21 protein-coding genes are annotated in these 21333 nt (G+C 74.3%); 9 read left to right on the forward strand and 12 right to left on the reverse strand.

Annotated features, from left to right (window positions below):
• Window positions 1-132: 132 nt before the first annotated feature.
• Window positions 133-729 (reverse strand): TMEM165/GDT1 family protein, encoded by a 597-nt coding sequence (locus PHK61_RS07880; protein ID WP_274280424.1) that lies wholly within the window; start codon window positions 727-729, stop codon window positions 133-135.
• 582 nt (window positions 730-1311) lie between these two features.
• Between PHK61_RS07880 and PHK61_RS07885 the strand changes: the two genes are divergently transcribed.
• Complete coding sequence (locus tag PHK61_RS07885) at window positions 1312-2454, forward strand: sodium:calcium antiporter (protein WP_274280425.1); 1143 nt, start codon at window positions 1312-1314, stop codon at window positions 2452-2454.
• A 47-nt stretch (window positions 2455-2501) separates the two neighbouring features.
• The gene (locus tag PHK61_RS07890) at window positions 2502-2774 is read left to right on the forward strand and encodes a hypothetical protein (protein WP_274280426.1); all 273 of its coding nucleotides are present in this window, start codon (window positions 2502-2504) and stop codon (window positions 2772-2774) included.
• A 9-nt stretch (window positions 2775-2783) separates the two neighbouring features.
• Here the strand turns inward: PHK61_RS07890 and PHK61_RS07895 are convergent, their stop codons facing one another.
• Window positions 2784-3455, reverse strand: a complete 672-nt coding sequence (locus tag PHK61_RS07895) for a maleylpyruvate isomerase family mycothiol-dependent enzyme (protein ID WP_274280427.1) — start codon at window positions 3453-3455, stop codon at window positions 2784-2786.
• A gap of 236 nt (window positions 3456-3691) precedes the next feature.
• Here PHK61_RS07895 and PHK61_RS07900 point away from each other — a divergent pair, with 236 nt between their 5' ends.
• Window positions 3692-4639 (forward strand): GntR family transcriptional regulator, encoded by a 948-nt coding sequence (locus tag PHK61_RS07900; RefSeq protein ID WP_274280428.1) that lies wholly within the window; start codon window positions 3692-3694, stop codon window positions 4637-4639.
• Between the two features lie 33 nt (window positions 4640-4672).
• Window positions 4673-5986, forward strand: a complete 1314-nt coding sequence (locus PHK61_RS07905) for an aspartate aminotransferase family protein (protein ID WP_274280429.1) — start codon at window positions 4673-4675, stop codon at window positions 5984-5986.
• Here PHK61_RS07905 and PHK61_RS07910 read toward each other — a convergent pair.
• From PHK61_RS07910 to PHK61_RS07920, 3 genes are all read right to left on the reverse strand, one after another.
• Window positions 5961-7601, reverse strand: coding sequence for an acyl-CoA dehydrogenase family protein (locus PHK61_RS07910; protein ID WP_274280430.1), 1641 nt, complete (start codon window positions 7599-7601; stop codon window positions 5961-5963). The genes PHK61_RS07905 and PHK61_RS07910 overlap by 26 nt on opposite strands.
• Before the next feature lie 213 nt (window positions 7602-7814).
• The gene (locus PHK61_RS07915) at window positions 7815-8336 is read right to left on the reverse strand and encodes a DUF6790 family protein (protein ID WP_274280431.1); all 522 of its coding nucleotides are present in this window, start codon (window positions 8334-8336) and stop codon (window positions 7815-7817) included.
• A complete protein-coding gene (locus tag PHK61_RS07920; RefSeq protein WP_274280432.1) occupies window positions 8333-9211 on the reverse strand; it encodes a methylenetetrahydrofolate reductase in 879 nt (292 codons plus the stop codon). Before PHK61_RS07920 ends, PHK61_RS07915 begins: the two co-directional genes overlap by 4 nt.
• Window positions 9212-9376: 165 nt before the next feature.
• Here PHK61_RS07920 and PHK61_RS07925 point away from each other — a divergent pair, with 165 nt between their 5' ends.
• Together PHK61_RS07925 and PHK61_RS07930 are read left to right on the forward strand one after the other, a co-directional pair.
• Window positions 9377-10855: a hypothetical protein gene (locus tag PHK61_RS07925; protein WP_274280433.1), complete on the forward strand. Its 1479-nt coding sequence runs from the start codon at window positions 9377-9379 to the stop codon at window positions 10853-10855.
• 2 nt (window positions 10856-10857) lie between these two features.
• Window positions 10858-11868: a uroporphyrinogen decarboxylase/cobalamine-independent methonine synthase family protein gene (locus PHK61_RS07930; protein ID WP_274280434.1), complete on the forward strand. Its 1011-nt coding sequence runs from the start codon at window positions 10858-10860 to the stop codon at window positions 11866-11868.
• A gap of 13 nt (window positions 11869-11881) precedes the next feature.
• Here PHK61_RS07930 and PHK61_RS07935 read toward each other — a convergent pair whose 3' ends face one another.
• The 5 genes from PHK61_RS07935 to ypfJ are packed head-to-tail and all read right to left on the reverse strand — an operon-like array spanning window position 11882 to window position 15779.
• Window positions 11882-12508, reverse strand: a complete 627-nt coding sequence (locus PHK61_RS07935; protein WP_420791371.1) for a class II aldolase/adducin family protein — start codon at window positions 12506-12508, stop codon at window positions 11882-11884.
• Between the two features lie 30 nt (window positions 12509-12538).
• Window positions 12539-13555, reverse strand: coding sequence for an S-methyl-5-thioribose-1-phosphate isomerase (mtnA, locus tag PHK61_RS07940; RefSeq protein WP_274280436.1), 1017 nt, complete (start codon window positions 13553-13555; stop codon window positions 12539-12541).
• A gap of 19 nt (window positions 13556-13574) precedes the next feature.
• Window positions 13575-14345, reverse strand: coding sequence for an IclR family transcriptional regulator (locus PHK61_RS07945; protein WP_274280437.1), 771 nt, complete (start codon window positions 14343-14345; stop codon window positions 13575-13577).
• A gap of 10 nt (window positions 14346-14355) precedes the next feature.
• Window positions 14356-14706 (reverse strand): hypothetical protein, encoded by a 351-nt coding sequence (locus PHK61_RS07950; protein WP_274280438.1) that lies wholly within the window; start codon window positions 14704-14706, stop codon window positions 14356-14358.
• 56 nt (window positions 14707-14762) lie between these two features.
• A complete protein-coding gene (gene ypfJ / locus PHK61_RS07955) occupies window positions 14763-15779 on the reverse strand; it encodes a KPN_02809 family neutral zinc metallopeptidase (RefSeq protein WP_274280439.1) in 1017 nt (338 codons plus the stop codon).
• A gap of 52 nt (window positions 15780-15831) precedes the next feature.
• Here ypfJ and PHK61_RS07960 point away from each other — a divergent pair, with 52 nt between their 5' ends.
• Window positions 15832-16416 carry a P-loop nucleotide/nucleoside kinase family protein gene (locus tag PHK61_RS07960; protein ID WP_274280440.1) on the forward strand — a complete coding sequence of 195 codons (585 nt, stop codon included), beginning with the start codon at window positions 15832-15834 and terminating at the stop codon, window positions 16414-16416.
• On the forward strand, window positions 16389-17795 hold the full coding sequence (locus PHK61_RS07965; protein ID WP_274280441.1) for a flavin-containing monooxygenase: 1407 nt from the start codon (window positions 16389-16391) through the stop codon (window positions 17793-17795). The genes PHK61_RS07960 and PHK61_RS07965 overlap by 28 nt, the downstream gene beginning before the upstream one ends.
• 157 nt (window positions 17796-17952) lie before the next feature.
• On the opposite strand, the gene PHK61_RS07970 is transcribed toward PHK61_RS07965, so the two are convergent.
• On the reverse strand, window positions 17953-18648 hold the full coding sequence (locus tag PHK61_RS07970; protein WP_274280442.1) for a hypothetical protein: 696 nt from the start codon (window positions 18646-18648) through the stop codon (window positions 17953-17955).
• 43 nt (window positions 18649-18691) lie between these two features.
• Complete coding sequence (locus tag PHK61_RS07975; protein WP_274280443.1) at window positions 18692-20506, reverse strand: FAD-dependent monooxygenase; 1815 nt, start codon at window positions 20504-20506, stop codon at window positions 18692-18694.
• A 48-nt stretch (window positions 20507-20554) separates the two neighbouring features.
• Here PHK61_RS07975 and PHK61_RS07980 point away from each other — a divergent pair, with 48 nt between their 5' ends.
• Entirely contained in the window at window positions 20555-21283 is a 729-nt protein-coding gene (locus tag PHK61_RS07980; RefSeq protein ID WP_274280444.1) for an IclR family transcriptional regulator, read from the forward strand.
• Window positions 21284-21333 lie beyond the last annotated feature (50 nt).

The raw sequence follows: 21333 nt of genomic DNA on the forward strand, positions 1-21333 counted from the left end.
TGAGAGCCCGGTCCGGTGGGTGCGACCGGCGGCAGCCCGGGCACGACGAACGATCATGCCCGGCCCGGCGACACGCCGTCGCGGGGCAACGGGCTGGTCCGACGGACCCATCGGGCTCTCAGGTCGCCCGCCTCAGACCCCCAGGAACGCCTCCACCGCGAGCCAGGCCCCGAAGACGAGGAACAGCACCGCGGCGCCGATCCGGATGGCCCGCTCCGGCAGGTTCCGCCCGAGCCAGCGGCCCACGACGATCGCGAGGGCGTCCGCCGCGACCATCCCGACCGTCGAGCCGAGCCACACGCCGCTGACGCCGCCGGCGCCCGGGTACTGGGTGGCGAGGGTGATCGTCGCGAGCATCGTCTTGTCGCCGAGCTCGGCGAGGAAGAAGGCGACCGCGACGGCGACGAACGCCGAGCGCCGGGTGACGCTGCTCTTGTTCTTCTCGTCGTCGCTGAGCGCGTCGCCGCGCCAGGTCCAGACCCCGAACACGATGAAGGCGATCGCGGCCGCCAGGGCGATCCAGAACGTCGGCAGGGTGGCGCCCAGGACGTAGCCGACGCCGACCGACACGGCGTGGGTGACGGTGGTGGCCGCGGTGATGCCGAGCAGGACCGGCAGTGCACGGAACCGCGTCGCGAAGGTCAACGCCATCAGCTGGGACTTGTCGCCCAGCTCGGCGACGAAGATGACGGCGAAGCTCAGGGCGGTCGCGGCGAGGAAGCCGGTCACGGGATTGCGCGCTCCTCTCGGTCGGCCGGACCGAGGGCGCACTCTCCGGCCCGACCCGTGCAGACGGGTCGTCGCCGAAGGTCTCGCCCGCCGCCGGGACCCGACGGCCGCCGCGGCCGGACGCGCGGGGCGTCAGTGTGTCGACCGCGATGTTGGGAGCTACTCCCCTTCGCTGAGGACGACCGTAGCGAATCGTCCGCGCCATTTCCAACAATAGGTGACCGCGGCCACGGAAGAGCCCGTGTCGGCCTTCCGCAGGAATTGTTTCGGCGCGCCGAAACAATTCCTGCGGGGCGCCGGACACGAGTGTCCACCCGGCGCGCGACGCCCCCGTGTGTCGGAGCCCGCCGCGTGGGGGTCGCAGCGGGGAGGCGGGGAGTCGTGCCAGGTCACCAGGTTCGTCCGCCCCGGCACCGACCTCCCCGGGCCGAACAACGGCGTGACCCTGCCGTGGGGCCGTTCGGCCGCACCGATACACACAGTGTGACGCAAGTCAACCGTTGCTTGCCCGGAAGATCACCATCACCATCTCCTGCGACGCGATCTCTTGACGACATCGGCGTACCGAGGAGCAGTGGTGCCGTGATCTCCATCATCGAGTTCGTCCTGGGCATCGCGGTGCTCGTGTACAGCGCCGAGAAGCTCATCGGTTACCTGGTCGGCGTGGCCAGTCGGTGGGCGGTCTCGCTGTTCCTCATCGCGGTCGTGTTCACCGGGATCGAGTTCGACGACCTGGCCTTCGGGATCGCCCTGAACCTCGAGGACCTCAGCGAGGTCGCCCTCGGCACGGTCATCGGCACGACGATCGCGATGACCGGCATCGTGCTTGCCCTCATGGCCGTCGTGGCGCCGTGCGAGATCGACGTCCCGAAGAGCTACCTCGCGCTGTTCGTCGCCGCTCCGGTGGTCATGTACCTGCTGGCGCTGACCGGCACGCTGGGCACCGGCATCGGTGTCGTGCTCATCCTGCTGTTCGTGGCGTTCGTCGGCTGGATCGCCTACCGCGAGTACTCCGCCCGGCGCCCGGTGTTCCGCAACGCCGAGCTCTACGAGCAGCTCGAGAAGGCGGGGGTCGCCCCCGGAGGCGGCACGGTGACGGCGACCCTGACCCGCGAGGGCGGCGGGCGCGGCGGCGGGGGCGGGGGGAACGACGCGACCGCCACCGGTCCCGGCGGGTCCGGTGGCCGCTCCGGCGGCTTCGACCTGCCGCCCGACCTGCGCGTCGACCAGGGCTTCCTCAAGGCCCGCGCGACCTCGCCGGCCGGGACGATCATCCTCGCCGTCGTCGCGCTGATCGGGCTCGTCGTCGGCGCCCTGATCGCCGGGCAGGGCACCGAGGGCATCCTCGAGACCTTCGAGATCGAGGGCACCGTCTTCGGCGTCACCATCGCGACGCTGGCCCTGACGCTCGAGGACATCCTGCTGTCCGTCGAGCCGTCGCGCCGCGGGGCGCCGGAGATCGGCATCGCGAACGTCATCGGCAGCGTCGTGTTCTCGGTGACCGGCAAGCTCGGCATCATCCTGCTGGTCGGCGGCGCCATCCTCGTCGACGACGACACGCTCGCCTGGCACCTGCCGGTCCTGCTCGTGATGACCGTGCTCTCCGCGATCTTCCTGGCCACCGGAAGGCTGCGCCGCTGGCACGGCATCGTTCTGCTCGTCCTCTACGTCACCTACTTCGTCCTGAGCCTCGTGCTGTTCGGCGAGGTCCCCGTCGACGACTGAGCCGCACGACCGACCCGCGCGACCGCGAACGAGAAGGGAGTGACGAGGTGACGAAGGATCGAGTCGGAGCGGGCCTCGCGGTCCTGGCCGCGATCATCGGGCTGGTGCTGGTCTTCCAGTTCCCGCAGTCCGAGCCCGGCGGCGGCGATGACGACGGCCCCGAGACCAGCGAGGTGGCCCCGGCCGCGCCGGGCCAGCCCGCTCCGGCCCCCGGTCAGGTGCAGCAGCCCGCACCCGGCGGCCAGGTCGAGCAGCCCGCGCCGCAGCAGCAGGAGCAGCCCGGCGACACCGGCGGTGACGACGACGATGACGACGGCTGAGGTCCGCCGCTACCTGCCCTGATCGGCCAGGCGCTCGCGCAGCGTCGCCACCCCGGGGCCCTCGAGGTCGTCGAGGTGCGCGGCGCGGCCGGCCAGCACCATGACGAGCGCGAGCGTCGGGCCGGTGACGTCGGGGCCGTCACCGGCACCCTCACCGGCACCCTCACCGGCCCGGAACGGGCCGTCGGTCGCGGCGAGGCGCAGGCCCGCGGCCACGGTCCGGCCGGCCACGGTGAAGTCGCGGCTCGCGAAGAAGCGGGCGACCTCGGTCGTCACGGCCACCGGCGGGACGCGCACGAGACCCAGGGGCCGGCGGACGTCCTCGCCGTGCACGACGACCTCGCCGAGCCACGCCTGCTTCGGGCCCCACGTCGACGTGGTGCTGCCGATGACCGCCCGGAACCGCGCGAGGGTCTCCGCGGGCGTGGCGCCGCGGTGCTCGGCGAGGCGCCGGTCGTTGTGGAGGGCGAAGTCGAAGCGGGCCCCGAGGACGCTGCGCATCCAGCGCCATGGTCCGGTGCTCGCGGCGGCGGTGAGGTGCGCGACGGTCTCCTCGACCGTCCACCGGTCGCACAGCGAGGGCGTCGCCCACTGCGCAGCGGTGAGCCCCGCGAGGTCGTCGGCGAGCGCAGCCCGCTCGTCCCGGGTCTCGGCGAGCACGGCGGCGGTGTCGGCGGTCATCTCGATCAGGATCCCTTCCTCGCGGACGTCTGTCGGGAGGTGGACGGACGCGGCGGGCGGAACTCATCGGTGGGCTCCCCGGGGTGCTCGGACGGCGTGGCGGTCGGCGAGCGACCCGGGGGTTCTGAGCGGAGGGCACCGTGGTTCGGATAGAGGGCGAGGGGCGCCGCCCGCTTGTCCCAGGACAAGCTGCCGGACAGGACGTAGCATGCCGCCACCCCGTGGAGAGGTGGCGCGTGCCCGATCTGAGCCTGGACGCGACGTCGGGCACCCCGGTGTACCGGCAGATCGTCGAGCAGATCCGCTCGCTGGTCGAGGGCGGCAGGCTGCCCGCGGGCGAGCGTCTCCCGACCGTGCGCCGGCTCGCCGACAGCCTCGGGGTCAACCGCAACACCGTCTCCAAGGCCTACGCCACGCTCCGCGAGCTCGGTGTGCTCGAGACCCGGGCCGGCGGCGGGACCGCGGTCACGACCCGCCTCCCGCGCCGCACGGAGGACCCCGACGCCCCCGCCGACCCCGACCCCGACCCCGACCCCCACGCCGACCTCGCCGCCGCCGTCCGCGAGGCCGTGCGGGCCGGCCTGTCACCCGACGAGGTCCGCGACCTCGCCTTCACCCTCGCCCGGCGGGCGACCGGCGAGGTCCGCACCGTGTTCGTCGAGTGCAACCCCGAGCGCGCGCAGGCGTTCGCGGAGGAGCTGAGCGCGCGCCTGCACACCGCGGTGCACCCGAGCCTCATCGACGAGCTCGACACCACGACCGCCGACTGCGACCTCGTCGTCACCACCTTCTTCCACCTCGCCGAGGTCCGCCGGTGGGCGCACCGCGCGCAGCGCGACCTCGCGACGGTCGCCGTCGTCGTGGCGCCGCACATCCGCACCCTGGCGCGGGTCGCGGACCTGCCCGACGGGGCCCGGGTGGGCGTGCGGTACTCGACGGCGCACCAGGCCGAGCAGGTGCGGGACTGGCTCCGGTCGGCGGGCGTCGCCGACATCGCCGTCGTGCCCCACGACGACGAGGTGCCACGCGATCTCGCGGTGCTCGTCGTCCCGAGCGAGGACCCCGCGCTGGCGGCGGGCGCGGGACCGGACACGACGGTGCTGGAGTTCGGCAACGTGCTCGACGAGGGCTCGATCCGGATGGTCGGCGCGGTCGTGGACGAGCTCCGCGAGCGCCCCTCTTGACCTAGGACAAGTCGAGCCCTCACCCTCGAGGACGTGTCGGACCTCAGCGAGCACCTCGTCCGCTACGGCGTCCCGTTCGCCCCGGACCTCGTCGAGCGGGCCGCCGGCTCGCGCGTGACCACCCGCGACGGCGCCGAGGTCCTCGACTTCACGTCGGGACAGATGAGCTCCGTGCTGGGCCACTCGCACCCCGACGTGGTCGAGACCGTCGGCCGGGCCGTCGCGACCCTCGACCACCTGCACAGCGGCATGCTCAGCCCGCCGCTGCTCGAGTTCGCGGCCGCGCTGGCCGGCACGCTGCCCGCGCCGCTGTCGAAGGTCCTGCTCGTGAGCACCGGCGCGGAGTCCAACGAGGCCGCCCTGAAGATGGCCAAGCTCGCCACCGGGCGGTATGAGGTCGTCTCGTTCGACCGCTCCTGGCACGGGATGACGTCCGGCGCCGCCGCGGCCACGTTCTCGGCCGGACGCCGCGGGTACGGCCCGCCGATCCCCGGCAACCTCGCGCTCCCGACACCCGACGCCTACCGCTCCCCGTTCCGGCGCGCCGACGGCAGCCACGACTGGGGGACCGAGCTGGACGTCGGGTTCGAGCTGATCGACCGGCAGTCCGCGGGCAGTCTCGCGGCCTGCCTCGTCGAGCCCGTCCTGTCCTCGGGCGGGATCATCGAGCTCCCGCTCGGCTACCTCGCGCGGCTGCGGGAGAAGTGCGACGAGCGCGGCATGCTGCTGATCCTCGACGAGGCCCAGACCGGGGTCGGGCGCACCGGCACGATGTACGCGTTCGAGCGCGACGGCGTGGCGCCCGACCTGCTGACGCTGTCCAAGACGCTCGGAGCGGGGCTGCCCGTCGCCGCCGTCGTGACGTCACCCGAGATCGAGCAGACGTGCCACGAGCGCGGCTTCCTCTTCTACACGACGCACGTCTCGGACCCGCTCGCCGCGTCGGTCGCGCACACCGTCCTGCAGGTCGTCACGCGCGACCGGCTGGCCGAGCGGGCCCGCCGGCTGGGCGAGGCCATGACGCCGCGGCTGATCGAGCTCCGCGACCGTCACGAGCAGGTCGGCGACGTCCGCGGGCGCGGCCTGCTCCAGGGCATCGAGCTCGTGGCGGACAAGGTGAGCCGGACGCCGAACCTCGCCCTCAACCACGAGCTCACCGCCGAGTGCCTGCGTCGCGGCCTGCACGTCAACATCGTGCAGCTGCCCGGGCTCGGCGGCGTCGTCCGGATGGCGCCGCCGCTGACGATCACCGACGACGACCTGCACCTCGGGCTCGACATCCTCGCCGACGCCCTCGAGGTCACCGCGGGGACGGGCGGGCTCACGCCAGGCGCCCGTAGTCGATGATCGCCGGGAAGTCGAGGCCGCGCAGGGTGCCGTAACCCGGCCCCCAGCCGCTGCCGAGCCGCGAGGCGATGAACGCCTCGGCCACGACCGTGGGCGCCTCGCGCACGAGCAGCGCGGCCTGGGTCGCGAGGGCGATCTTCGCGACCAGGTAGCGCGCGGTGTCCTCGGGCGCCGTCACGAGCTCCTCGATCTCGGCGAGCGCGTCGGCGAGCAGCGGGTGCTCGTCCGCGACGGGCCGGATCTCGTCGATGACGGGCTCGACGGCCTTGGGCTCGCGGGCCAGCACGCGCCCGACGTCCATGACCATCATGTTCGAGGTGCCCTCCCAGATCGCGTTGAGCGGCGCCTCCCGGTAGTAGCGCGGGCAGTCGTGCTCCTCGATGTAGGCGTTGCCGCCGATCGACTGGATGACCTCCTCGGTCACGCCGGCGACGCGGCGGCAGTTCCAGAACTTCGCGACGGGGGTGAGCAGGCGGCTCACGAGACGCTCGGCGACGTCGTCGTGCGCGTCCTCCGCCCGCGCCACCCGGAAGCCGAGGTGCGCGGCACCGGCCCACTCGAGGACGAGGTCGGCGAGCACCGGCGCCTGGATCGGCAGCGCCGCGAGCGGCGCCCCGAACGCGGTGCGGTGGTCGTTGTGGTGCAGGGCCTGCGACAGCGCCGCGCGCATGAGGCCGGCCGAGCCGACCGCGAAGTCGAGCCGCGTGTACTCGGCGGACGACAGGATCGTCCGGACGCCCTGGCCCTCCTCGCCGACCAGGACGGCCTCGGCGTCGTGGTACTCGATCTCCGAGGACGCGTTGGCGCGGTTGCCCAGCTTGTCCTTGAGGCGCTTGACCGTGATCCCGTTGAGGCCGCCGTCCGCGCGCCGGCGCGGGAGGAACAGGCACGAGACGCCGCCCTCGGTCTGCGCGACGGTGAGGTAGCAGTCGGCCATCGGCACCGAGGCGAACCACTTGTGCCCGTTGACCAGGTACGTCTCGCCGGGCCCGCGCCGTCCGACGGGGCGGGCCACGGTGACGTTGGCGCGCAGGTCGGAGCCGCCGTGCTTCTCGGTCATGAAGTAGCCGATGGTGCCCGCGGACTTCTCGGTGATCGGCACGTCGGCGGGGTCGTAGCCCTCGACCGCGAGCGCCCGGGCCCACGGCGCGAGCTCGGGCTGGCTGCGCAGGACCGGGATCGACGCGTACGCCATGCCGAGCGGGCACGCGGTCGAGCCGTCGACCTGGTTCCACAGGTAGGACAGCACCGCGCGCGCCGCGTGGCCGCCGGGCCGGTCGACCGTCCACGCGAGCGAGTGCACGCCGGAGCCGAAACCCAGGGCCATCAGCTCGTGGTACGCGGGGTGGAAGTCGACGTCGCACACCTCGCGGCCGAGCCGGTCGAGGGTGCGCAGCTCCGGGGTGTGGCGCTGCGCGTCGCGCGCCGCCTTGAGCACCCGCGGGTCCCACACCCGCGCCCCGAGCGCCTCGGCCCGCCCGCGCGCCCAGGGGGCGTGCCGGTCCACGACCGCCGTCGCGACCCGGTCCCCGGTGAACGCGTTCGCGCCGGTCAGGTCCGGGACGAGGTTGTCGGGGACGGGGCGCGGCCGGGCGAAGTCGTCGACGAGCGTCATGGTCGTCAGCATCCACGATCGGGCAGGGTGAGCCCATGGACCGGGGAGACGGGGCGACGCGGAGGGCCTGCGGCGCTCGGTCGGTTTCCGGCTCCGAGGGCGAGCTGAGCTGCACCCGACTTCTCGACGGCGATCACCGGCAACCTGTACGTCGTCCCGACCGCGGACTTCCTCGACGACCCGCCCGGCTGAGGCGGGCTCGCCCCGCGCTGCTCAGGTCGCGACGTAGAGCGCGATCACGGCGATCGGCGCCACGATGTCGAACCAGAAGATGAACCCGGTGTTGCCGGGCGAGGTGTTGTGCGCGCGCAGCTTCTGGACCACGTGCCCCACCGCCGCACCGAGGTAGAAGATCGAGAAGGCGATGACGGCGGCGAGCTGGAACTGGCGGTCGAACGCCGGCGCCAGCACCCCGAGCACGCCGATCAGCAGCCCGGCGAGCCCGACCTCCCACTGGAACGGGCTCCCGCGCGGCCAGCCGATGGAGTCCGCGATGGGGTCGGGCATGACGAGGTGGCCGGAGCCGACGATGATCGCGTTGACGCCGACGATCCAGGCCAGGGCGTTGAGCAGCGACGCCGCGAGCAGCCCCTCGGTGCCGTACTGCGCGATCTGCACGATCTCCGCGACGACGAACCCGGCGATGCCGATGTAGGTCGTGAGGCTCAGGAGCCGCAGGACCCACGGCGGCGGGCCCCCGGTGGTCGCCGCCGCCGGCGATTGCTCGGTGGTCACCCGCCCATGATCGCCGCGCCCTGCGCCCCGAGTCCATCCTCCTGTCCGGAAACGGCGTAGCGCGCCGTCGGGACCACGGCGCCGAACGGGAAGAAGTGCACCGCCGAGATCAGGCTCTCCGGGTCGGCCGCGACCGCGCGGGCGAGGCCGAGCACGGTCTCGGTCGGCCGGTAGACCTGGGTCGCGAGCTTCAGCACGCTGCCGGTCTGCTTGCGCAGCACCGCGAGCGACGGCCCGACCCCGCACGACAGGCCGAACCTGAGCAGGCGCGCCGGCGAGGTCAGCCCGGGGAGCCCGACGCGCACGGGCAGGCCGAGGCCCGCCTCGCGCATGCGCCGCTCCCACCCGAGCACCGGGTCGGCGGCGAAGCCGAACTGGGTGACGACGTAGAGCGGCAGCCCGTCCTCGCGGGCGATCTTGTCCTTGCGCGCGAGGGCGTGGTCGACGGCGCTCTCGTCGACGCCCGGGTTGCCCTCCGGGTGCCCCGCGACGCCGATGCTCGCGAACTCCCGGCGCGCGAGCGCCTCGGACTCGAGGACCTGCAGCGTGTTCTCGATCGCGCCGGCCGCCGGGCGCGACCCGGCGATGAGCAGCACGTCCTCGACACCGGCGTCAGCGACCGCGCCGAGGGTCCGGTCCAGCGCCGCGAGGTCCGGGATCGACCGCACCGCGAGGTGGACCACCGGGCGCAGCCCGTGCTCGCGGACGCGCGTCGCGGCGTCGAGGCCGCGGGCGAGGTCGACGCCGGGGAGGTCGGTGACGAAGACCTTCGTGCCCGGCGGGAGAACGGTCGCCGCCTCGTCGAGCGCCGCCGTCTCGCGCGGGGTCACCTCGATGCTGAAGTCCGTCAGGAGCCTGCGCACGGCGTTGTTCATGGGACCTCCGCATCAGGGGACGTCCGCGAGTCTCGCGGGCGGAGGCGTCGGGATGCTTCGTGCGCGACCACAAGGCTGGGTCGCCGTTTCCTGTCGTCGGCGACGATGACGCCCGTCACTCCCGGGCAGCAGGCTGCGACGAGACGCCTTGCGAAGGAGACGCGGATGCTCGTCGATTTCCGCCCGCACGCCCGCCTGTGCAGTCCGACGACGCCGGTGACGATCGACGAGTCGCTCGGCCCGGTGGTGGGCGCGCTGGGCGAGAGCGGGACCGACCTGTCCCGCGTGCGCGTCGTGTGCGACTGGGTGCAGTACAAGCAGAACTTCCGCGAGGTCGTCGAGGTGCGGCCGATCCTCTCGGGCGACCCGGACGGTCCGGTGCCCGAGGGCGTGCGCGACGACGACCTCGAGGTCGCCGTCGACGTCCGTCGCGCGGCGGGGGTCGACCTGCGGGCCCGCACGCGGGAGGTCCTCGAGGGCACCGCCGGCGTCGGCGACGTGTTCCTCGAGGACTGGACGCCGACGCGGCAGAGCTGCCTCTGGGGCTTCAACGCCCTGTACTGGTCGGCGCTCGAACTCTGGGAGAAGGCGACCGGGCAGGCCTACGAGCAGGCGCTGCCCGGCGGCGAGAGCGACGCCCGCAACCGGGGCGCCGCGCGGGACGTCATCGGCGAGCTGTTCGCCGTCTGGGACGGGCTCGCCGACCGCGGCGCCCTGCCGCCCGAGCTCTACGTCGTCGAGATCGGTGTCGGCAACGGCGCGCAGGCCCGGGTCTTCCTCGACGAGCTCCGCGACATGGACGCCCGGCACGGGCGCGGGTACTACCGGCGGCTGCACTACCTCATGTGCGACTACTCGCAGCACGTCCTGGACCTCGCCCGCGAGACCGTCGCCGACCACGCAGAGCACGTCAGCGCGTTCGTCGTCGACGCCTGCAGGCCGCGCTCGGTGCTGGCGTTCCTGCAGTTCCGGGTGTTCCTGATCTACATCTCGAACGTCTACGACAACCTGCCCAACGACGAGGTCGCGCAGCTCGGCGGGCGCACCTACCTCGTCGAGTCGCGGGCCTACCTGCCCGCGGCGGAGGCCGCCGAGATCGCCGCCTCGGTGAACGCGCGCCCCGACCAGCTGCCCGGGCTGGTGTCGACGCTGCTGCGCCTGGGCCCGACGCTGCTGGCCGAGGCGCGCCCGGACCACGTCGGGAGCCCCGACGAGGCCGTGGCGTTCTGGCGCCGGGTGTGGTCGGCGGTGCGGCTCGCCGAGCGCTACGCGGGCCTCGCCGGCCTCGACCTCTACGAGCTCTCCCCCACCGTCAACGGCGAGGCGCTGCGCCCGCTGCTGGAGTCCGGCGCGGACGTGCGCATGCACGTCAGCAACGGGGCGGTCGCGAGCTTCACCGAGACGATCGGGCTGCTGCACCCGTTCGGCAAGCTCGTCTGCCACGACCTGTTCGCCCGCGACGTCGGCGCCTACCGCACCGGCTTCCGCGGGCCGGGCAAGTACGACGGCTCGGTCGTGAACTGGGTGAACGGCCCGCTGCTGGCGCACATCGGGCGCCGCCGCGGGTTCGACGTCTCCTACGCGCCGTTCGCCCACCGGACCGGCACGAACATCGTCACGATGACCGCTCAGGTGAGGGACTGACCATGGAGACCCAGCTGCTGCCGACCGCCGTCGTCGGATCCTGGCCCGTCCCGGAGTGGCTCGAACGCCTCAAGACCGACTGGTTCCGCAGCCGGATGAGCCGGACCCAGCTCGACGAGATCCACGACTGCGCGGTGACCGCGGCGATCAAGGAGCAGGAGCTCGCGGGCATCGACATCGTGTCCGACGGTGAACTGCGCCGCGACAACGACGTGGACTACCTGCTCGCGCGCATCCCCGGCATCGCGATCCCGCCGACCGGCAAGGACTTCTACTACGACTACTACGACGCCTCCGTCGCGGCGACACCGTCCTCGTCGGCGGGCGCGCCCGGGCTGGGCCTCGACGCCGACTTCGCGTTCACGCGCGCCCGCACCGACCGGCCGGTGAAGTTCTCGTTCACGGGGCCGTTCTCGTTGGCGCGACGTCTCACCGACGACGTGCACCGCGACCCCGCCGACCTCGTGCGCGCGATCGCGCACGTACTCGCCGGGGCCGCCGGGGCCCTGCGCGACGCGGGCGCGCAACTGCTGCAGATCGACGAGCCGTTCCTCGCGGGCTACCCCGAGCAGGTGGACCTGGCGGTCGAGGCGATCAACATCGTCACCCGCGACGTGGACGTCAGCTGGGCGCTGCACGTCTGTTACGGCAACCGCTACGCGCGCCCGCTGTGGGAGGGGCACTACGACTTCCTGTTCCCCGCCGCCCTCGACGCGCGGGTGGACCAGCTCGTGCTCGAGTTCGCGCGCAAGGGCGACGAGGACCTCCCGGTGATCGAGCGCTCCGGGTGGGACCGCGCGGTCGGGCTCGGCGTCATCGACGTCAAGTCGCGCACGGTCGAGACGCCCGAGATCGTCGAGGCGCGCATCCGGCGCGCGCTCGAGTTCGTGCCGGCCGAGCGCCTGGTGATCAACCCCGACTGCGGGCTGCGCAACCTGCCGACGGCCGTCGCGACGGCGAAGCTGCGCGCGATGGTCGACGGGGCCGCGAAGGTGCGGGCGACCCTGACCTGAGCCGCCTGGGGCGTCACCGCTGCCCGTACCCGCCGAACGCGACGCGGGCCGCCTCGAGCTGGTCGGCGTCGAGGAGGCGCGGCTCGCCCAGGGTGCGCGCCTGCGCCCAGAGCCGGCAGAGCCACTCCAGGTAGATGCTGCGCGTGTAGGCCTGCTCGAGGTGCGCGCCGTAGGTCGTGGCGCCGTGGTTCGCGAGGATCACCGCCGTGCGGTCGGCGAGCCCCTCGACGCCGAGGCGGGCGAGCTCCTCGGTGCCGTACGGCGCGTAGGGCACGACGCGGACCGGGCCGCCGAGCAGCGCGATCAGGTAGTGCACTCCGGGCAGCTCGTCGACCAGCAGCGACAGCGCGGTCGCGTGCAGCGGGTGGGTGTGGACGACGGCGCCGGCGTCGGTCGCTGCGTACACCGCGGTGTGCATCGGGACCTCGGACGACGGGCGCAGCCGCGCCTCCACCGGCTCCCCGTCGAGGTCGACGAGGCACACGTCGGCGGCGGTGAGGTCGTCGTAGGCGACGCCGGTCGGGGTGATCGCGATGAGGTCACCGGCGCGGACCGAGACGTTGCCCGACGTCCCCACCGCGAGCCCATCGCCCGCCATCCGGCGCGAGTAGGCGATGACGGCCTCGCGCTCCTCGCGCATCCTCACCGCGGCCCCCTCATCGCAGCCCTCTCATCGCAGCACCGCCGTGCGCTCCCACGCCCCGGCGCGGAACGTCGCCTCCTCGGTGACCACCGCGGCGAGCAGCTCCGCGGGCGTCACGTCGAAGGCGGGGTTGTAGACGGGCGTGCCGGGCGGCGCGATCGGCACGCCCGCGAACGCCCGCACCTCGTCGCCGTCCCGCTCCTCGATGACGATGTCGTCGCCGGACGGGGTGGCGTGGTCGACGGTCGACTCGGGCGCCACGACGACCATCGGCACGCCGTGGCGCGCCGCGGCGCAGGCCAGCGCGTAGGTGCCGATCTTGTTGGCGGCGTCGCCGTTGGCCGCGACCCGGTCGGCGCCGACGACCACGCCGTCGACGAGGCCGCGGGCCATCGCGGAGGCGGCCGCGGAGTCGACGAGCAGCCGGTGGGCGACCCCTATCTCGCGCAGCTCCCAGGCGGTCAGGCGCGCGCCCTGCAGCAGCGGGCGGGTCTCGCAGGCGAGCACCTCGGCGACCCGGCCGCGCTGGGTGAGCTCGCGGATCGTGCCGAGCCCCGTGCCCCACGCGACGGTGGCCAGGGCACCCGAGTTGCAGTGGGTGAGCAGGCGCAGCGGGCGGTCGGGACCCAGGGCGGTGAGGACGTCGGCGGCGCGGCGGGCGAGCCGGCGGTTGGTGGCCTCGTCCTCGTCGAGCACCGCGCACGCCTCGGCGACCACGGCGTCGGGGCCGTCGTCGAGCCGCGCGAGCGCCCGCTCGACGCCGCGGCGCAGGTTCACCGCGGTCGGCCGGACCGCGGCCACCCGCTCCGCCTCGGCGCGCACACGGGCGGGATCGCCGGGGTGCCGGCGCGCGGCGAGCGCGACGCCGAGCGCGCCCGCGGCGCCCAGGGCCGGCGCGCCGCGGATCGTCAGGTCCGCGATCGCGGCGACCAGCGAGTCGACCGACGCGAGCCGCTGGACGCGGTACTCGCCGGGCAGCGCGCGCTGGTCGATCGCCGTGACCGCACCACCGTCGCCGTCGTCCCAGTCCACCGTCCGCACCATGGCGACCAGTCTGCCGTGATCAGGGCTCGCGCAGGGCCGCCCGGTGGGCGAGCATCGCCGCGATCCCCGACGCCGCGGCCCGCACGGCGTCGGCGTGGCGTGCGGGCCGGAAGCGGTGCACGGGACCGGTGATGCTCACGGCCGTACGCACGCCCTGCCCGGGCTCGGCGACCCCGGCGGCGACGCAGGTGATCCCGGTGGCGGACTCTTCGTGCTCGAACGCGACCCCGCGCTCGAGGACCTCGGCGAGCTGGGCGCGGAGCACCGGGGCGTGGGTGATCGTGCGGGGTGCGCGCCGGGCCAGCGGTGCGTCGAGCAGCTCGTCGCGCTCCTCGGCGGGCGCGTGGGCGAGCAGGACCTTGCCGATGGCGGTGGCGTGCAGCGGCATGCGCCCACCGAGCCGCGAGGGCGCCCGCACCTGCCGGTGCCCGCCCATCTTCGCCACGTGGACGACCTCGGCGCCCTCGCGCACGCCGAGGTGCACGGTCTCGTGGGTGCGCTCGTAGAGGTCCTCGAGGAAGGGGGTCGCGACCTCCAGCAGACCGCGGCCCACCGACGCCCGCATGCCCAGCTCGAACACGAGCCCCGAGAGGCGGTAACGCCCGCCGGCGTGCTCGGGGCGCTCGAGCAGGCCGTGGCCGACGAGGTCGCCGAGCGTGCGGTGCAGCGTGCTCTTGGCCAGGCCGGTGCGGCGCTGGAGCTCCGCGAGCCCGAGCGTGGTGTCCTCGGCGGTGAATGCGCGCAGGACGGCGACCGCCTTCCCGAGCACCGTCGCGGGGACGCCCTCCATCCCCGCAGTATCAGGCCTCGCGCGCCCCGGCGACCTGGCTCTCGGTGATGACCTCGAGCGGGGCGGTCGGCTGGTGGGTCGCGTAGCGGCGCGGCTTCCCGTCCCGCGGCGGCGGGGTCGTCGCCGGGACCCCGCGGGTGTCGACGGTCGCGAGGACCTCCGCCCCGAACGGCCAGCCGGTGCGGCGCGCGGCGCGGGCGGCGTCGGCGAGCTCGTCCAGACCCCGCCCGGTGACGCCGCCGGCACCGCGCGGCGCCGGGGCGGTGCTGTGGGGTGCCGGGGTCTGCGGCTCCGGCTCCTGGCGCCGACCCGGCCGGCCCTTGCGGTGGTGCCCCATCGTCGACCACTCCCGCCTGTGCACGCGCGCCGTCACCCGGCAAACGAGCGGGGCGGCTCCGGGCAACGACCGGGCCGCGATCAGCCGAGGTCGTTGGTGCGGAAGGTGTCGCAGCGTGTCGGGTCGCCGGTGGTGTAGCCGGTGGTCAGCCACTTCTTGCGCTGCGCCGACGTGCCGTGGGTGAACGAGTCCGGGTCGACGGTCCCGCCGCCGAGCCGGCCCTGGATGTAGTCGTCGCCGATGCGCTGGGCGGCGTCGATCGCCCCGTCGAGGTCGGCCCGGGTGACGTCGGTGATCAGTGCGGGGCGCCCGTTCGACGGCTCGGCGGCGTGGTTCATCCACACGCCCGCGTAGCAGTCGGCCTGGAGCTCGAGGCGCACGGCGTCCGACGTCGCGCCCTGCCGCGTGCGCACCGCCGCTTCCGTGCCCAGCTGGTCCTGCACGTGGTGCCCGTACTCGTGGGCGAGCACGTAGGCGTTGGTCAGCCCGCCGCCCTGCGCGCCGAACTGCTGGCGCAGCTGGTCGTAGAACGTGAGGTCGATGTACACGAGGTCGTCGCCGGGGCAGTAGAACGGGCCGGCGCTCGAGTCGGCGCGGCCGCAGCGGGTGTTCACCGCGCCGGAGAAGAAGACGGTGTCGACCCTCTGGTAGGTGGGCTGGGCGCCGCGGGTGACGCGGGCGATCTGCGCGTACCCCCCGCCCGCCCAGTACGCCTGGATCGAGTTGATGTCCGCGACGATCGCGCAGTCGGGGTTGGTGTTGGCGTCCGCGCCGGTGCGGCACTCGCTCGCGAGCTCCCAGGTCCCCGCCACCGGCGGCCCGCCGGGCTCCCCGAAGCCGCCCGCGACCTGCGACGACGTCCCGGAGCCGCCGGTGAGGTACGGCAACGCGAAGAACCCGACGACCACCACGACGATGAGGACCCAGCTGACCTTCCCGCTCCGCCCGCGGAACAGCAGGCTGATCAGCAGGGGCAGCAGGCCGCCCAAGCCGCCCCCGCCGCCCGTCCCCCCGCCGAACCCGGCTCCGCCGCCGCCCCGGCCCCGCTGGTCGGTGACCTCCGACGCGTCGAGCTGGGCGTCGTCCTCGTAGCGCATCGCTCGATCCTGGCGGAGGAGGGCCATTCGTGTCGCGTGCGATCGTGCCGGTGTGACGGCACGCGTCTGGATCGTCGGCGGCGCCCCGGGTGCCGGGAAGAGCACGGTCGCCGACCGGCTGATCGCCCTGCTCTCCCCCGCTCCGGCGCTGCTCGACAAGGACACGGTGTACGGCGACTTCGTGGCCGCGACCCTCGCCGCCGCCGGTCGCGAGCCCGGGGAGCGCGAGGGGCCCTGGTACGACGAGCACGTCAAGGTCCACGAGTACGGGGGCCTGACGGCGCTCGCCCTGGCGATCCGCTCGCGCGGCTGCCCGGTGGTGCTCTGCGCCCCGTTCACCGGACAGATCCGGGACCCGGCGCGCTGGGCTGCCTGGGTCGCCGAGCTCGGCGGCGCCCCCGTGCACCTCGTCTGGGTCGCGTGCGACCCGGCGACGCTGCGGCGCCGCCTGGAGGCCCGGGGACGGCCGCAGGACGCCGGCAAGCTCGCGGCGTTCGACGCCTTCGTCGCCCGCATGCAGCCCGACACCCCGCCGCCGGTGCCGCACCTCGCGGTCGACACCGCCGCGGACGTGCCGATCGACGATCAGCTGCGCCAGAATCCCGGTCCATGGGAGACGAGCTCGACGTCGTCGTGATCGGCGCCGGCGTCGCCGGGCTGGCGACCCTGCACCTGCTGCGCGGCCAGGGTCTGCGGGTGCGGGCCTACGACGCCGCCGACGACGTCGGCGGGTCCTGGTGGTGGCACGGCTACCCCGGCTCGCGGCTCGACACCGAGGGCGCGTCCTACCAGTACTCCTTCTCCGAGGACCTCGTGCGCGACTGGGGCTGGAGCGAGCGCTTCCCGGCCGGCTACGAGGTGCTGCGGTGGCTGCGCTTCGTCGCCGACCGCCTCGACCTGCGCCGCGACATCGTCCTGGGCACCCCCGTCGTGGCCGCGGCGTTCGACGAGGAGCGCGCCCGCTGGACCGTCCGGACCGGGCACGGGGAGACGGTCGAGGCGCGGTTCGTCGTCGCCTGCACGGGGCTGATCCCCGGCCCGGCCGAGGCGCTCGAGCTCGACGGCTTCGCCGGGACGGTCGTGCGGACCTCGCGCTGGCCGGAGAAGAGCCTCGACCTCGGGGGCCGGCGCGTCGGCGTCCTCGGCAGCGGGACGCCCGCCGTGCAGCTCGTGCCCCGCATCGCCGCGGAGACCGCACACCTGACGCTGTTCGCGCGTGAGCCGGTGGCCGTCGTGCCGCGGGTGAACACGATGTACGGCTGGCAGGAGCGCGACGCCTACCGGTCGCGGTTCGCCGAGCGGCGCGCGACGCTCCCGCACACCGTCACGGGCGGCGAGGACGGGCACCGGGCGGGCGATCCGGCCGGGCTCTACGCCGACGGCTCGCGGCGGCTGTGGTTCGGCGGCCCGCCGGACGCCGCCGTGGCGGGGTACGTCCGCGCGGCGATGACGGCCCGGCTGGACGACCCCGCGCTGGCCGCGGTGCTCGTCCCCGCCGACGACGACGCGCCGATGGCTCTCGACGCCGGGTACCTCGAGGCGTTCGGTCGCGCGGACGTCACCCTCGTCGACCTGCGCGCCGACCCGGTCGCCGCGGTCCGCGCCGGGGGCCTCGAGCTCGCGTCCGGAGCCGTCCACGAGATCGACGTCCTGGTGCTGACCGAGGAGCCGGACGCCGGACCGCCCGCCCTCGCCGACGTCGACGTGCGCGGTCGTGACGGGCGCGCGCTCGCCGACGCACCGGAAACCGTGCTCGGCCTGGGCGTCCCGGGCTTCCCGAACCTCTTCACCACGGCCGCGGCCCCGGCCCCGACCTCGGCGCGCGCGGTGATGACGACGGTGCGCCAGCACCAGGCGGAGTGGATCACCCGGGCGATCCGCGACCTCGACGCGGCCGGCGGCTCCACGATCGAGGCGGTGGCCGCGGACGGGGCGGCCGTGGACGGCGTCGGCGACTACGTCGCGCGCTGCGAGGCCGAGACGGCGGCGGGCTACCCGTCGTTCCGCCGCGGTTGACGCGCTCGCGCCGGGATACTGAGCGAAGGGCACCTTCGCTCAGCTCGACGGGCGAGGGGCGCCCTTCGCCGGAACCCGTCGACGGTCGAACGGCACGTTCCGCAGGTCCGCTGCCCTGTCGATCAGGCGGAACGTGCCTCTCGCGCCCCGGGGACACCTACGAGGCAGGCGACCAGACGCAGTCGCCGGAGAACTCGACCTGGCCGTCGCCCGGCCGCACGGTGACGTAGGCCGGACCCCCGCTCGTGGTCTCCGGGCTGCCGATCGTGGCGCCGTCGGTGCTCTCCCGTGTCGCCGAGCAGTACCGGAAGATGTCGTCCGCCGGGGCGCCGGCCGTGCGGTAGCGCCCGGGCGCGATCTCCGAGCCCACCGTGTAGGTGCCCGCCGTGAAGCTGCCCGCCGGCGCGGCGGCTGTGGTCGGCGCGCTCGCCGAGGACGACGGTGCCGAGGACGACGGTGCCGAGGACGACGGTGCCGTGTAGGTCGACGTGCCGGTCCGCGACTCCTCCATCGCCCCGGCGAACCCGATCGCCCAGAGCATGCAGATCAGGAGCCCGACCCCGCCGAGGACGACGCCGGCGATCGCGAGCCCGCGCCCGGCGCCGTTCTTCCGGGTCGCGGCGGTGAGCCCGACGATCGAGAGCACGAGCCCGACGGGGCTGATCACCCACGACACGATGCCGAGGAACGGCACGAGCGAGAGCACCGCGCCGATCAGCGCCACGACGAAGCCGCCGGTCCCGATCCCGTTGGACGGCTGCGGCCGGTACGAGGGCGGCCCGCCGTAGTGGTGCTGATACGGCTGGTAGGGCGGCGGGTACTGCTGGGTCATCGCGGTCCCCCGACTGATCACGGCTCGACGGGGATGTCTCGTCGGTGGCCGGGTGGGCGTTACCTCACGCCTCGAGCAGCACCCCGTCGAGGAAGTCGGCGAGCTCGCCGTGGGCGTCCAGCGGCAGGACGTGGGCGACGTACTGGTCGGGGCGCACGACCACCACGCACCCCGCGGCACGGTCGATCCCCCGCAGATCGAAGACGTCCGCGCGGGCCGGGTCGGGGCAGAACACCTTCTCGTGGTCGACCAGCCCGAACGGGCCCTTGCGCGGCCGGAGCACCGGCGGCAGGTCGACGACGGCGACCTCGCGGTGCCCGCACGGGAGGACGGCGCGGACGTCGATCGCCTCGTCCGGGTCGGCGCCGGCGGGGGTGAAGCGCGCCGTCAGCGTCGCCAGGAACCCGCACAGCGGGTCGAACCGCGCCCGGTCGCGGTCCGCGAAGACGTAGAGCCGCCAGGCCCCGTCGGCGCGCGCGACGTGCCCGAGGTGCATCGGCTTCGCGTCGGCCACCCGCACCACCGGCGCCGAGTGGAACCGCATCCCCACCGGCAGGCCCTCGGCGAGGTGCTGGTGCGCGGCTCCCGAGGTGATCATCGACGGCGCGTACCGGACGGCGACGCCGGCGGTGAAGCGTCCCTGGTCGCGGAAGTAGCGCTGGAACTTCTCGGGGTCGGCCGCGCTCCCCTCGGGGTGCGCGCTGAACATCGCGGCGAACTCGCAGTCGAAGTCGATCAGCTCCCGGGCGACCGCCTGGCGCTCGGCGGAGTAGGTGTCCAGCAGCTCCGGGCGTGCCCGGCCCCGCAGGACCGCGGCGAGCTTCCAGCCGAGGTTCCACGTGTCCGCCATCGACACGTTCATGCCCTGGCCCGCCTTGGCGCTGTGGGTGTGGCAGGCGTCGCCGGCGATGAACACCCGCGGCGCCCGCGACCCGGACGCGTCGTCGAAGCGGTCGCACAGCCGCTGGCCGACCTCGTACACCGACCACCAGCCGACGTCGCGCACGTCGATCGTGTACGGGTGCAGGATGCGGTTGGCCACGGCCGCGAGGGACTCGGGAGTGACGTCGCGATCGCGGTCCCCGTCCAGTTCGATGTAGAGCCGCACGAGGTACCCGCCCTCGCGCGGGATGATCAGCAGGCTGCCCGCGCCCGAGGTGATCGCGCTCTTGAGGCGGATGTCGGGGAAGTCGGTGTCGACCAGGACGTCCATGACACCCCACCGCTGGTTCATCGGGTCGCCGACCAGGCGCTGCCCGATCGCCTCGCGGACCGCGCTGCGCGCGCCGTCGCAGCCGACGACGTAGCGGGCGCGGATCGTCGACGACCCGAGCTGCACGGTCACCGGGAACTCCCCGGGACCGACCTCGAGGCCCGTGACCGGCAGCCCGTACCGCGGCTCGAGACGGCTCGCCGACCGCGCCATGCGCTCGCGCAGGAAGGCGAGCATCCGCGCCTGGTTGACGATCAGGTGCGGCATCTCGGAGAGGTCGTCCTCGACGTCCGGGATGCGCCCGGTCCGCACGATGCTCTCCGGGTCGTCCGGGGGCGAGCGCCAGAACGCGACCTCGTTGACCTGGTAGCCCTCGGCGACGATGTGCCCCGCCAGCCCGAACGCCTCGAACATCTCCACCGTGCGGCACGCGACGCCGTCGGCCTGCCCGACCCCGAGCGGGCCGTCCCGGCGGTCGACGACCACGGTCGTGATGTCCGGGAACGCCGCCAGCTGCGCCGCGAGCACGAGGCCCGCCGGCCCGCACCCGACGACCAGCACGTCCGCGGTCTCCGGGAGCCCCTCGGGTCGCCGCGCCACCGAGGGGTGCGGGTCCTCGAGGAACGGGTCGCCGGTGCGGTACCCGCCGACGTAGAACTGCGCCATCGCTCCGAGGCTAGGTGCGTTCTGCCCGGCGACCCCTACTCTTCTGGCGTGCAGAACAAGCCGACGTACGGGATCCAGTCGGTGGACCACGCGCTGCGGCTCGCGGCCGTGCTGCAGCAGGAGGGCCCGCTGCGGGTCAGCGACGCCGCCGAGCGCCTGGGGGTCGCGCGGTCGACGGCACACCGGCTGCTCGCGATGCTCGTGTACCGCGACTTCGCCGAGCAGGACGAGGACCGCCGGTACGTCGCCGGTCCGGTGCTGCGCCGCCCGGCCGCGCCCGAGCCCGTCGCCGACCTGCGGCGCGCCGCCCTCCCGCACCTCCACGAGCTCACCGGGCAGACCGACGAGACGACGAACCTCCTGGTGGTGGTCGACGACCAGGCGCGCTTCGTGGCGTCGGTCGAGTGCGACCAGGTCCTGCGCGTCGGCGACCGCGGCGGGCGGGTGCTGCCCGCGCACCTGGCCTCCGGGGGCCGCGCCGTGCTCGCCACGCGCGACGAGGACGAGGTCCGCGCGCTCTACGCGGGCGCCGACTCCCCGGTCGCCGACGTCGAGGCCCTGCTGCGCGACCTGCGGCGCACCCGGCGGCAGGGCTTCGCGCTCAACGACCAGCGCACCGAGACCGGGGTGACGGCGATCGGCACGGCGATACCGACCCCGACCGTGCCCGGCGCCATCTCCCTCTCCATGCCGACGGCGCGCTACCGCCGGGCGCGCCTCACCGAGTGGGCGGGCCTGCTGGGCGACACCGCCCGGCGCATCGCCCGCGACCTCTGACCAGAACCGGGTTCTTCTCAGCAGAATCTCGCCCAGGAAGTCCGCGCACC

This window comes from Actinomycetospora lutea (genome assembly GCF_028737205.1).
GTDB classification, from domain to species: domain Bacteria; phylum Actinomycetota; class Actinomycetes; order Mycobacteriales; family Pseudonocardiaceae; genus Actinomycetospora; species Actinomycetospora lutea.